The sequence below is a fragment of the Phaeodactylibacter luteus genome (genome assembly GCF_007993045.1).
GTDB lineage: Bacteria > Bacteroidota > Bacteroidia > Chitinophagales > Saprospiraceae > Phaeodactylibacter > Phaeodactylibacter luteus.
This window is the reverse complement of record NZ_VOOR01000033.1, coordinates 1-12,705: the sequence shown is the minus strand read 5'-3', so window position 1 is coordinate 12,705 and position 12,705 is coordinate 1. Positions and strand designations below refer to the sequence as shown.

Sequence of the window (12,705 nt, the reverse complement as noted above, 5' to 3'; positions counted from 1 at the left end):
ATTTTTTAAATTATGATTTTTGTTTATCTTGCAGGCTAGATAGGATGTACTAGAGACGACATTTCAAAGCTTTGTAAGACGCTCCCCCCCTCTTTTTACTATATACCAACTCCAGACTGTATTTGATTTGCCTGCTACCCTCCTTACCTAGCGAGGCTGAACTATAATTTGACAAAAACTTAAGACAACATGACAAGAAGTTCTACGTTACGCCTGAGCATTCTGCTCCGGCCATTCATGATGATTTTACTGCTCGGGGCAATGAGCCTTACTGCTCAGGGGCAGTGTTTGACCGCTTCTGATGGGCAATATCCCTCGGGCACTTTTTCTCCGAGCTGTACGGGCAGTGCTGAATCCATTACCACTTTGGGCTGGGCTGGCGAATACTCTGTAGTAGCGGTGACCTCCGGCACGGAGTATACCTTCAGCAGCTCAAACTCTTCAGATTACCTGACTATTGCAGATAATACGGGTTCTACTGCTTTTGCTTTCGGCACTACCCCGGTCACCTGGACAGCTACTTTCACAGGCACGGTGCGGATGTACAATCACACCAATAGTAGTTGTGGAGAGCAGGAATCAAGCCGGACAAGGAGTGTAGCTTGTGCTGCTGCTCCTTGTACGGATAATTTAGTTTTGTTAGAGTTGTTTGATAGCTTTGGAGATGGATGGAATGGAGCAAGCCTGACCATTTCTGAATTTGGTGGAAGTACAATTGACAGCTACACCATATCAAGTGGAGACTTTAATGATGCAGAATTGTGTTTGCCCGATGGGTGTTATACTGTCAACGTCACCGGAGGTACATTCCCTGCCGAAGTCAGCTGGGAAATCAGTTCAGGAGGGAACCTTGTGCTCTCTGGCAATGCACCGGAAACAGGGCTTACTTTTTCCGTTGGGTCTGGCTCATGCCCGATATTAGGTTGTACGAACCCCTTAGCCACTAACTTCGATCCTGCAGCTACACAAGACGATGGCTCTTGCATTGTGCCTTGCCAAGGCAGCGAGTTCACCTACAATGCGGGCAATACAGGAGCTACCATCACTTTGGGCTCACCTGTTACTGCTAATATCAATGTGCCGGCAATGGGCACAATAGGCTCCAATGCTTCTATCAGCAGCGCTACGCTCAATTTGACACATACGTACACGGGTGATGTAGACATTACGCTCACCTCCCCCGCAGGCACATCCCTAGAGCTGACCACCGATAATGGTTCGTCTGGCGATAATTACACCAATACGGTCTTCGAAGATGGCGGAGCCAACATTACGTCAGCGAGTGCGCCATTTACGGGCACTTTTGCTCCGGAAGGCGGCAGCTTCGCTGCTACTTTCGATGGGGAAGCCATCAATGGCAACTGGGTACTAGAAATCGAAGATGATGGTTTCGGCGATGATGGGGTCTTTCAAAGCTTCGGCCTTACTTTCTGTCTGACTGGCGTAGTACCGGTCCCAGGCTGTACAGACCCTAGCGCGAACAACTTTGACCCATCGGCTACTGTAGACGATGGATCCTGTACCTATGACCCTGTCCCAGGCTGTACAGACCCACTGGCAGACAACTTTGATCCATCCGCCACCGTAGACGACGGCTCTTGTGTTTTCGTAGGCTGTACGGACCCACTGGCCACCAATTTTGACCCGAATGCGACACAGGACGATGGCTCTTGCATCATCCCCCCCGCCAATGATGACTGCTCCGGCGCCATCGGCATCGCATGCGATGATACCGTGACCGGCAATACCAGTGATGCCACATCCGATGGTGCACCTTCCTGTTTTACTTCTCCTGGAAGCAAGGGGGTATGGTACACTTTCTTGGGCACCGGGGACGAAATCAACCTGAGCTTGTGCGGGTCTTCTTACGATACCAAAATCAATGTGTACACTGGAAGCTGTGGCAGCTTCTCCTGTGTGACGGGCAATGACGATTTCTGCGGCACCCGCTCAGAAGTTACCTTTGCAAGTGCGCCCGGCACTACCTACTATATACTGGTAAGCGGCTTTAATGCATCTTCAGGCAGCTTTACGCTCGACGTATCCTGCACGCCAATCATCCCCGGCTGTACGGACCCCGATGCGCAAAACTTCGATCCTACGGCAACTACAGATGACGGCTCTTGCATCTTCAATACGGCTTGCTCCAACGCAGAGGTAGTAGGCTTGGGCACCCACAGCACCAGCTCCATCAGTTTTGGGAACGGCGCTGAGAACGGTTGTGCTTTCCCTCTGTCCGGAAATGCAAGCCATGCACGGTGGTTCCGTTGGACACCGGCTGTGACCGGCGAGTACACCATCGAGTCTGCAGGTTTTACCTTTAATGACACCCGCCTTTCCATTTACACTGGCAATTGTAATAACTTGGAGTGCTATGCCAGCAACGATGATCTTATTGGCGGGAGTACATTGGCTTCTAGTGTGACAGCGTGTTTCTTTGCGGGCACAACCTACTATATTGAGTGGGACAACCGCTGGAGCAGCAGTTCTTTCAGCTGGGGCATTGCCTATGAAGGCCCTGCCGACTGTGCTGACCTGGGCGGGCCACTGCCTGCACCTTGGGTATCCAACGACGTGGGCAACGCAGGTGATGGCAACGGCTTTGGCTACCTCGACCCATCTGGCACATTCAATGTTTCGAGCGGGGGCGTCAATCAGTTTGGCACTACATCCGACAACTACGGCTTCATCCACCAAACGCTGTGCGGCGACTTTACGCTCACTGTACGTTTGGACAACATCAGCCCGGGCGCTTTTGGCGGTATTGCTGCACGTGAGACGACAGATGCCGGAGCGAAGCAGATTGGCATCGTATCCAATATTTCGCCTTACGCCATGAACATGGTGCGCACCATGATGAACGGCCCGGTACAGACACAGCTTATGGTCCGCCCACAGCACCGTTGGCTGCGCATACAGCGCGTTGGCAATGTATTCCGCACGTTTACCAGCTTCAACGGCATGTTCTTCCAGCAGGCTACAGCCCGTGTACTGCCAATGGGCAGCTGTATTGAAGTAGGCATGCTGGCCTACGGGCGCACACCTGGCATTGCTTCTGCAGGCTTTACCGATGTGACTGTACTGGGCGGCAACGCCGGTGGCAATGCACTTGCTCAGGAGGACGGCGCAGCAGCGGCGGCAGCAGATGCCCGCGCAGCTGCACAGGACGGCGCAATTGTCGTGCCGGCTGCTCAGGAGCTGCGCACTGCGCTCTACCCCAACCCTGCTACCGATGGCCTATTCGTAGAGCTGGGCGCGGAGTATGAAGTAGGGGCAACCCTTACCCTGCGCAACGAGCTGGGCCAAGAGCTGGGCCGCCGAGTGGTGGAAGCTGGCAACTACCTGGCCGAGTGGGATGTCAGCGGGCTGTCTTCTGGTGTGTACTTCATGGAAGTGCGCACGGCAGATGGCTCACGCGAGACGCTGCGTTTCGTGAAAGCTGATTAAGCCAGTTAGCCATATATAAAAAAATGAGCGGGCCCACTTTCCCATGTCGGAGAGTGGTCCCGCTCTCTTTAATTGCTAAGCTTTGTTTTTCTGTTGGTTAAATATTTGGTATTCTGATAATTAGTGTTAGCTTTACAGTAATAACCTCCTACTCTTTACCGTAACTCACTCTCGGTTCTCTCTTCGCACAACATTCCCCATTGAGGTATCCTTCATCAGGGGGAAGCAGGCGGTGCCCTCCTCTAGGCGCCTGTACAGGCTGTTTTATTTCAACTAATACCATACCTTATGCAACACAAGTTACTGACTATTGTAATGGCACTGCTGTCTATGGCAACCGTGCACAGCCAAGTGATTTACGACAACGGGCCTCTAGTGAACTCTCTAGGAACGGGTGTCGGAGGTGCCGATGAGTCCGTTCTGCAATCCTCATCTTTGAGCGCAAGCACCCTTGGTTTTGGGTTTCAGGTTAGCAATGCTAACCGGATTGCGGATGACTTCACGGTGCCCAGCGGCGCATCTTGGGATATAGACGAGGTCGTTTTTTATGGCTACCAAACGTTTAATACCACGGGGGTATCTTCTTACACAGAGGTTTACGTACAGATATGGGACGGTGTGCCCGGAGCACCGGGGAGCAGTGTGATATTTGGAGATTTGGTAACCAACCGCTTGCTGCGCAGTTTGCCGGCCAATATTTACCGGGTCACAGAAACGACCTCGGGGGACAATTTAAGGGAAATCTTTACGATTGAAGCGGATGTAGATGTTACTTTAACGGAGGGGACTTATTGGTTTGATTATACAGCCGTAGGTACGCTCCCTTCTGGGCCTTGGGCTCCTCCTATCACCATAAATGGCCAGGCCGTGACGGGTAATGGGCTTCAATCCTTGAATGGTGTTTGGGGTACAGCAAACGATGGTGGGCATTTAGGGCAGCAAGGCTTTCCTTTTCTGATCAAAGGAGGCGGCGGCCTCCCGGCACCTTGGGCATCTGCTGATATAGGCAATGCTGGGGGTGGCAACAGCTATGGCTTTGATGAGGGCGCTTTTACTGTGAGCAGTGGGGGCGCGAATCCGTTTGGCGCTACTGCCGACAGCTACGGCTTCATCCACCAAACGCTATGCGGCGACTTTACGCTCACTGTACGTTTGGACAACGTCAGCCCGGGCGCCTTTGGCGGTGTTGCTGCACGCGAGACGACAGATGCCGGGGCAAAGCAGATCGGGGTGGTATCCAATATTCTGCCTTACGCCATGAATATGGTGCGCACAGCGATGAACGGCCCGGTGCAGGCTCAGCTTATGGCCCGCCCACAGCACCGTTGGCTGCGCATACAGCGCACCGGCAATGTGTTCCGGACTTTTACGAGCATGAATGGTGTGTCGTTCCAATTGGCTGCAAGCCGGCTGCTGCCGATGAACAGCTGTATTGAAGCAGGGATGCTGGCCTATGGCCGTACATTGGGCACTGCTTCCGCAGTTTTCACCGATGTGGCGGTTAGCGGTAACGGCCCGGCCCCGGTACTGGCAGAGGAAGTGGATGCAGTGGCGCCTGCTTACCGCCCACGCTCGGCCCGTTCAGACCGGGAAGACATTGTATTGCCTGCTGCCCAGGCGGCCATGAGCACCAAAGTATATCCCAACCCTGCCGCCGTTCAGCTTTTTGTGGAACTTGGGGCGGAATACGAAGCTGGGGCAACCCTCACCCTGCGCAACGAGCTGGGACAGGCGCTGAGCCACCGCGTGCTGCAGGCTGGCCATCAGCACAGTGCATGGGACGTCAGCGGGCTGTCCTCTGGGGTGTACTTCATGGAAGTGCGCACGGCAGATGGTAGCCGCGAGGCCTTACGTTTTGTGAAAGCAGATTAGAGGCCTGCCACCCTGCCAACTAATAAGAGGCTGCCCCATCAGTTTGGGGGCAGCCTCTTATTAGTTTGGGGTTCCTTGTGGGTTATTTCGGGATTTTTATCTCATATGTTTTTCCGGGCCTGACCGTCAGGCTGGAGCTGATGAGCCAAGGGTTGAATACTTTGAGCATCCGGTAAGTTGTGCCTTGCTCCAGGGCGAAATCTCCAAGGTTGGGGATGGACGATGAGACCTCGACGGTCTTGAAGTTGTCCAGAGGCGGGTAGCCATCTTCCTCCTCGAGGTAGAACCCGAAGTCAGATGGCCGGCTGAGGATTTCCTTTATGGCAACGAGGCGGAAAACGTAGCGGGAGGTCTCTGCATTGAGGTTGAGGTCGTAATAAGACTCCGCGCGTTGTGCCTCCATTTCGCTCTTGATGCGCCCGTAGCCGGCATTGTAGGCTGCGGCAACAGTGGTCCAGCTTCCGAAGTTTTTGTAATAGCTGTTCAGCATTTTGCATGCCGCTACGGTGGCTTTCTCATAATGGTACCTTTCATCCACATCGTCGCTGATCTCCAGGCCATACTCGCGTGCGGTGGGCGACATCAATTGCCATAAGCCCCGGGCTCCGGCAGGGGAGACGGCATTCCTCAAGCTGCTTTCTGCAACAGCCAGGTATTTAAAATCTTCAGGTATGCCATACTCCTTGAGCGTCTGTTCCATCATTGGGAAAAACTTGTAGGCGCTCTTGATATTGAGCATTGTATTGCTGTGCCAGTAAGTATTGACGAGGAGCTCCCGGTCTAGCCGCTCCCTTACATCGAAATTGTCCATGGGGAGGGCTTCGCCCGCAAAGTGGAAAGAGCGGTCTAAATCTACGGGCTTGATGATCTGGGGGACGGCCCCGGCAGTTGATCCGGGGGACGCCTCAGGGGTGGTGCCTGTCAGTACTGCAAAGCCAAGGAAGCCGGCTAAGGCTAGGTTGACAACGGTTAGCATTTTTGTGTTCATGGTCGCTGTTTTCTGCTCAACGGAGGAGCGCGTGTTAATCAATTCCTGTAATCGCTGGACAGTGAATTTACAATTTCTGCGGGCGATCAGCAACGCACCGGGCTTCCTTAACATTCTGTTGAGCGGTCAGTGCCCGCCCGGCTAGGGGGTATTGTTCTTGGGCTTTTTATAAATCGGCACGGTAGAGCAAGGCTCTCCGAACATGATGCTCTTGGCGATTGGGCGCAGCCGTTTGGTCAGCTCCAGGTAGGCTTGAGGGGGGATGGGCTTGCCCTCTGTGCAGCCTTTCAGGATGATCCGGCCATCTTGGTAGGGGGCAAGGTCTAAGCTGCTGAACACTTTCGTGAAATGAGCGCGGTAGTAGTCTTCCGGCTGCCCTGCGAACACATCTTCGGCAAAGGGGGCGGCGTAGGACGCGATCAGCATGTAGGCCCACATGGGTATGATGGCATCGGAAGAGCAGTAGGCCAGCAGTATCTTACCTTTGTACTGCTCCCAGTCATGAGCCTGCATAGCGGCTCTGAAATCTTTTTCCTTCAGCAGCAGCGCTTTGAAAAGATAATCTTTGATATCGAAGTGTGCTATTGGCGCCTCAGGGAAAAATTGCTCCATCTTGATGGTGATCAGGCCGCTGTTAGCAATCCTATTGACCAATGGTTTTTCGGTTGGGTGTGACATTTTCTGTTTGTTTTTGGTAATGGAAAAGCCGGCTCAGAGATGCTAAACCTAGGATCCCTTATTCCTCTTCTTCGGCTGTGCCCCGCCCTTCCGCCACTTCTTCTTCGATAGGGGCTTTCTCCCCGATCGCAAAGTCGGCTTCTTTGAACTCTTTGGGCGTGGGCAGGTCTTCCAGCGACTTTAGCCCGAAGTAGTCCATAAACTTGGGGCTTGTGCCGTAGAGCAGTGGCCGGCCCGGCCCTTCTTCCCGGCCCTTAATTTCAACAAGCTCCTTTTCCAATAGTTTTTGCACTGCATAATCACAGCTGACGCCCCGGATGCGCTCCATCTCTGATTTGCTGATGGGCTGCCGGTAGGCAATGATGGCTAGGGTCTCCAAAGCGGAGCGGGACAGCCGTTTGCGGGTAGTCTGTTTGAGGTATACCCCTACCGTAGGGTGGAAGGCCGGCTTGGTCAGGAACTGAAAGCCGCCGGCAATTTCTGCCAGCTCAAATGCGAAATGATCTCCGGCGTACCGTTCCCGTAGGGTGTCGATATGGGACAGTGCTTCCTCTTCTTGTATATGGGCCTCAAGGGCTTCTCTTAAGCAGGCGCAGATCTCTTTTAGGGAAACCGGCTGATCGGAAGCAAAAATCAGGCTTTCAATGTGGGTGGTGATAGGGTCCAATGCAAAAGAGCTTATGGCTGCTGGCAAAATTGCCAGCCCACAAATATAAGGGAAGGGGGCAAGAAGAGGGAGGGGCAGGTTGTTTTTAGCGGCTGTTTGCGGGCGGAAGCTCAAATTGGGCAGCCTTGCTAGCTCCAGGATGGCACCGGGCTAGCGCTGCGGAGGGGTGTCAAGCCCGTTAGGGCCGAGCGGATAGCGAGCCCCGCAGCATAGCGGCCCCCTGCCCGGCGGCAGGGGGAAGCCCCCAAACCAAAAGGGCCATCTGTTTGGCGCCCTTACCAGCACCGTTCGTCCAGCCGTTTCCGGAAATCGGGGCTGCGCAGTAGGCGGAGGTAGCGCTGTGAATTGGCCCAGGGGTTTTCGCTCACATCGGTCTCTTGTTCCAATACAGCGGCCAGCCCCTGAAGCCCTTCGGTTTCATAAGCTTGCTGCACCAGGCACTGTGCATAGGCCTTGGTTTGTCCGGGGTGGGCCAGCATTTGTTTTGCTAAGGCCTGGAGCTTGTACTGTTGCAATTGTGCGGGCGTAGGGGAATGAATGTCCAATTGATTGAGCCCGGGGTTGTTGGGCAAGTAACGGACTTCAAACCTATCGCCTGGGCTGAGCCTCAGCCCGTTGGGCAAAATGGGGGCATCTGCCCCTTCCACCATGGTCCGCCCTTGGCGGGTTTGGCCATCGGGCCCAAAAGCATAGCGGATAGCCATAAAGCCTTCGTGCTGGTACACGGCTTCTATACGTCCGGAGTCGGCCCGCCCTTCGAGGTCCAACAGCAGGGCGAGCTCTTCCTCGTCTGGCCCTTTTTCTGGTGCAAGGCGTTTCCCCAGCGCCAGTATGGCTGCTACCCCGATGGCCAGTGCCCCAATGAAGATCAAGGTCTGTTTCCAGTGCAGCCGTTCCATGACTTTGCGGGCGCGGTTGCGCGGGGTATCGGCCTCCCGGTCCATGGAGAAGCCATAGTAGTACTGCCCGTTGCGCCGTTCCACTTCTATCTCGAAGAGCTCGTCTTCTAAGAATAGGGGATAGGTTTTGGTGGCGAAGACCTGAAAATCGATCAGGACGACTTTTTGGTTGACATAGACCATGAAATGGCCTTCCTGCACACTGTGGAAAAGGCCGACAACGTACTGCTGTCCGCTGTCGCTCACGTAGGTCCAAGTCATTTGGTGTGGTGGCATGCTTTTTAGTGTAAAGCCTTTTCAGCAAAAGGGCAGGGGAGGTGCCGCCCGCGCTAGCCTTGCCCAAAGGAGCGGAGGCAACGGTCGGGGCGCACCGCTGCAAGAATGTGCCCTGCTTTTGGTCCGTCCACTTTATAATGGCTAATTTGCCTTTTTGTTACGCAAGCTTGCGAATAACCTAACCAAAAAATATGACTTACGAATTTAAAGGCTTCATCCCAGTCGTGCACGAGTCGGCTTTCATACATCCGCAAGCCGCCGTTACCGGGAATGTGATTATTGGCAAAGACGTTTACATCGGCCCTGGGGCTGCTATCCGCGGGGACTGGGGCGGCATCGTCATCGAAGATGGCTGCAACGTACAGGAGAACTGCACTATTCACATGTTCCCGGGCGTCACGGTACGCTTAGAAGCCGCTGCGCACATCGGGCACGGGGCCATCATACATGGGGCGCACATAGGCCCCAACTGTATGGTCGGGATGAACAGTGTGGTGATGGACAACGTCATTTTAGGCGCGGAGTCCATTGTCGGCGCCCTTTCTTTCATAAAAGCGAGGGAAGTCATACCGCCCCGCAGCCTCGTGTTGGGCAACCCTGCCAAGGTCATCAAGCGGGTCAGCGATGAGATGATCGCTTGGAAAACCAAGGGCACGCAGTTGTACCAATCCTTGCCTGCAGATTGCCACAGCCACCTCAAGCCTTGCGAGCCCCTGAGGGCGGTGCCTGCCGACCGCCCACGGCAGGAGGCGTTGTATGAAACTTGGGAAGCTATCAGGCGGGCGAAGTAACCTGCGCGCCACGAAAGGCGGCGGGCAGTTTTGTAAAATCAATGATCAAGAGCCATGGAAAAATGGGGGCATACGATGAAGGGGCGGCTAAAGGCACAATGCCTGGCAGCTTTGCAAAAACGGGCGGAGGAGCTGCAGCGGGCGGTGGAGTCCATACAATCGGCCCGCAATAACGAGACCAAGAGCAGTGCAGGCGATAAGTACGAGACCGGCCGTGCCATGATGCAGATGGAAGAGGACAAAATCATGTCGCAGCTCGATCAGGCAAGGCTTCAGCTGCAGCAGCTCAAGGCCTTGCCGGACTACAGCGGGCCCAACATCCGTTCCGGCAGCCTCGTGCGCACTCAGCATAGGCGTTACTTTCTGTCGGCCAGCCTCGGCAAAGTGCTGCTGGAGGGGGAGCCCGTTTATTGCATCTCTACTCAGGCCCCCTTGGCGCAGCAATTGCTTGGGAAATCGGCAGGGGATAAAGTGGCCTTCAATGGGCAGGAGGAGGCTATCCTTGAGGTGGCATAAAAAAGCCTGCAACAGGTGCAGGCTACTTTCAAACAAATCGTAATTCAGACTTTTTTAACCAATTAATCAATTACAACAACTGTGCCAAAAAACAAAAACTGTGTTTGCTGTGCATTTTGTGCCCCTTTTTCTTGCTGATGTCTGTCAGTTGTGAGCGCTCAGTGCCTACCGGAGCGCCGGGCAGCCCTGCGCAGCGGGCAGTAGAAGAGGCCGGGCTAAGGATAAGCCAGGAAGGGGCAAGGTTCGGATTGTAGCCGCCGGCTGTCAGGTTGGGGCCTCCCCCTGCCGGTAGGCAGGGGGTCGCTATGCTCCGGGGCTCGCTGTCCGCTCGGCCCTATCGGGCTTGCCACCCCTGCGCAGCGCTAGTCCGGCGTCAGGGCTTCCGCATGTTACCGCCGGATAGCCTTATGAGCCCACCGCCGGGCTAGGTTTTCCTGTTGGCAGGTAGGTAGCATTGTCTGGGCTGTAGCGTGGCGTGCCGGGCGCTGCAAGTAGGTTAGGCTCAGCATAGTGGTCTGTCAAGGCTAAAACTAGGGGTTGCCTGCGGCGGATTTTGAGGCTACTCTTCGTTGGACAACCCCTTACGTAGCGCTGCTATGCGCGGGAACATCCGCCTTGATTTAGCCTCAAAATCCGCTCCCACTCAACCCATAAATTAACACTTGACAGACCACTAGGGAAAAGTGGGGAAAGGGTAACAAATTGGGGGGAAAGTGCGTGTATTAGCGAGTTGCATGACATAAATATAAATATCTAACATGAAACTCTTATCTTGAATTTCCGTTTTTAAATGAAGCTAATCTGAAGAATAATGAAAGTCAATCGTATTTGGAACTATATTTCTTTTGGTCAAGAATGGGGAAACCTTGACACTTCTATAGTCGATGATATATCCCAATCTTGGTTTTCAAGAAGAAAGGTGTTAGCTGAAAACTCCAAAGAGTATGAGGAGTTTATGTCCAGACTAAAAAGAAGGCATGCTATTGAGACGGGTATTGTAGAAAGGATGTATGATTTAGATAAAGGAGTGACCGAAACATTAATTAAGGAAGGTTTCGTCTCCTCATTAGTAAGCCATGGAGATTCGAATATTGATAAAAGCAAACTGTTTGGTCACTTAACTGATCATTTAGAAGCTGTTGACTTTGTATTCGATGTAGTCAAAGAAAATAGACCTTTGACAAAAGGTTTTATTCTTGAATTACATCAATTGACAACTCGCAATCAAGAATTTGCTGAAGGAAGGGATCAATTCGGAAACAAAACCAAAATCCCGCTATTAAAAGGTAAGTTCAAAGAGCGAGAAAACAATCCAACACGCAATGACGGGACTAAAATATTATACTGTCCACCGGAGCATGTTGAAGCCGAAATGGATCGCTTAATGATTCTTTATGAAGAATTAGTAGAAAAAGGAGTACATCCTTTGATTATTGCAACATGGTTTCATCATGCTTTTACAACAATTCATCCTTTTCAAGATGGTAATGGAAGAGTTGTAAGACTCATAGCAAGCCTAATTCTTATTAAATATAACTATTTCCCCATTACAGTTCTTCGGGAGGAGGCAAAAGAAAAATATATTAAAGCATTAGAAAAAGCAGACACAGGTGAGCCTCAAGATTTAGTAACATATTTTGGAGAAATCCAAAGAAGGAATATAGAAGAAGCATTAAATCTAAGAGAAGTTGCTTCTACTTCATTAGAGGAAGTTACAAATATATTCAAGAGAAAGATTAAGGACAAAAGAGAAAAAGAGCGCCTTGCATATCAATCAATGTTGGCTGGAAAAAGAATGCAAATTTTCTCGATTTGTTCTGACTTTTTGAATGATTATAAATTACGTTTAGAACAGGAATTTGATAATTCTGTCGATTTTTATATCGGTAGCGGTAAACCTGATGATACATCTAAACAGCATTATTATTATCACCAGATTGTAGCATATGCTTCTCAGCATAATTATTTTTTCAACAGACAGTTACCTAAGTCGTATTTCATCTTTGGTATAGATTTGAAAGATGGCAAAAAATATGAATTAGGTATTTCTATTCATCACTACGGATATGATGATTCTGCAATTGCGATAGGAGCATTCCTAGAATATAAAGGAGTTAATATAGAAGATGATTCCAATTCGACAATCCCTTTAAACCTTAAGCCACATATTATTTCAGTTTCCGACGATATTGACTCAAAAGAAAGAAATATTAATAAGCATTTAGAAAATATTCTTACAATTACTATGGCTCAGATAGCTAGTGAAATTTAGTTGAATCTGTTTTAAATGGTACGTCATGCAACAATGGCTAGCCGACAATACTCCGCGATGCTCCGTACTGCGGCTAGCCGGGCCGTTGGGGCCAATGAGCTAATTATCGATTAAATTTTCCAATTCTATAAGAAAGTCAGTATATTTGATAGTATCAAATGATAGTATCAGTGAAACCTCCATATAATCTTACACCCACAATTTTTAGATTAGTAACGCAAATATCTGAGCGATTGGGTGAAGCAAAAGCTCTATATTTAGATAAACCTTCCCCTCAATTAAGAAAAAGAAATAGAGTG

9 protein-coding genes are annotated in these 12,705 nt (G+C 51.5%); 5 read left to right on the top strand and 4 right to left on the bottom strand.

Annotated features, from left to right (window positions below):
• Positions 1 to 189 precede the first annotated feature (189 nt).
• Positions 190 to 3,447: a proprotein convertase P-domain-containing protein gene (locus FRY97_RS14920; RefSeq protein WP_147168357.1), complete on the top strand. Its 3,258-nt coding sequence runs from the start codon at positions 190 to 192 to the stop codon at positions 3,445 to 3,447.
• Positions 3,448 to 3,735: 288 nt separating this feature from the next.
• On the top strand, positions 3,736 to 5,319 hold the full coding sequence (locus tag FRY97_RS14915) for a T9SS type A sorting domain-containing protein (protein ID WP_147168356.1): 1,584 nt from the start codon (positions 3,736 to 3,738) through the stop codon (positions 5,317 to 5,319).
• 82 nt (positions 5,320 to 5,401) lie between these two features.
• Here the strand turns inward: FRY97_RS14915 and FRY97_RS14910 are convergent, their stop codons facing one another.
• From FRY97_RS14910 to FRY97_RS14895, 4 genes are all read right to left on the bottom strand, one after another.
• Positions 5,402 to 6,307 (bottom strand): lytic transglycosylase domain-containing protein, encoded by a 906-nt coding sequence (locus tag FRY97_RS14910; protein WP_147168355.1) that lies wholly within the window; start codon positions 6,305 to 6,307, stop codon positions 5,402 to 5,404.
• Between the two features lie 141 nt (positions 6,308 to 6,448).
• Positions 6,449 to 6,985, bottom strand: a complete 537-nt coding sequence (locus FRY97_RS14905) for a DUF2480 family protein (protein WP_147168354.1) — start codon at positions 6,983 to 6,985, stop codon at positions 6,449 to 6,451.
• A gap of 58 nt (positions 6,986 to 7,043) precedes the next feature.
• Positions 7,044 to 7,652: an SMC-Scp complex subunit ScpB gene (gene scpB / locus FRY97_RS14900; RefSeq protein ID WP_147168353.1), complete on the bottom strand. Its 609-nt coding sequence runs from the start codon at positions 7,650 to 7,652 to the stop codon at positions 7,044 to 7,046.
• 275 nt (positions 7,653 to 7,927) lie between these two features.
• Positions 7,928 to 8,827, bottom strand: a complete 900-nt coding sequence (locus tag FRY97_RS14895) for a hypothetical protein (RefSeq protein ID WP_147168352.1) — start codon at positions 8,825 to 8,827, stop codon at positions 7,928 to 7,930.
• 191 nt (positions 8,828 to 9,018) lie between these two features.
• Between FRY97_RS14895 and FRY97_RS14890 the strand changes: the two genes are divergently transcribed.
• The 3 genes from FRY97_RS14890 (at position 9,019) to FRY97_RS14880 (ending at position 12,406) form a co-directional block, all read left to right on the top strand.
• A complete protein-coding gene (locus FRY97_RS14890) occupies positions 9,019 to 9,618 on the top strand; it encodes an acyltransferase (RefSeq protein ID WP_147168351.1) in 600 nt (199 codons plus the stop codon).
• Between the two features lie 54 nt (positions 9,619 to 9,672).
• Positions 9,673 to 10,134 (top strand): GreA/GreB family elongation factor, encoded by a 462-nt coding sequence (locus FRY97_RS14885; RefSeq protein ID WP_147168350.1) that lies wholly within the window; start codon positions 9,673 to 9,675, stop codon positions 10,132 to 10,134.
• An 811-nt stretch (positions 10,135 to 10,945) separates the two neighbouring features.
• Positions 10,946 to 12,406: a Fic family protein gene (locus FRY97_RS14880; RefSeq protein WP_147168349.1), complete on the top strand. Its 1,461-nt coding sequence runs from the start codon at positions 10,946 to 10,948 to the stop codon at positions 12,404 to 12,406.
• The last annotated feature ends 299 nt before the right edge of the window (positions 12,407 to 12,705 follow it).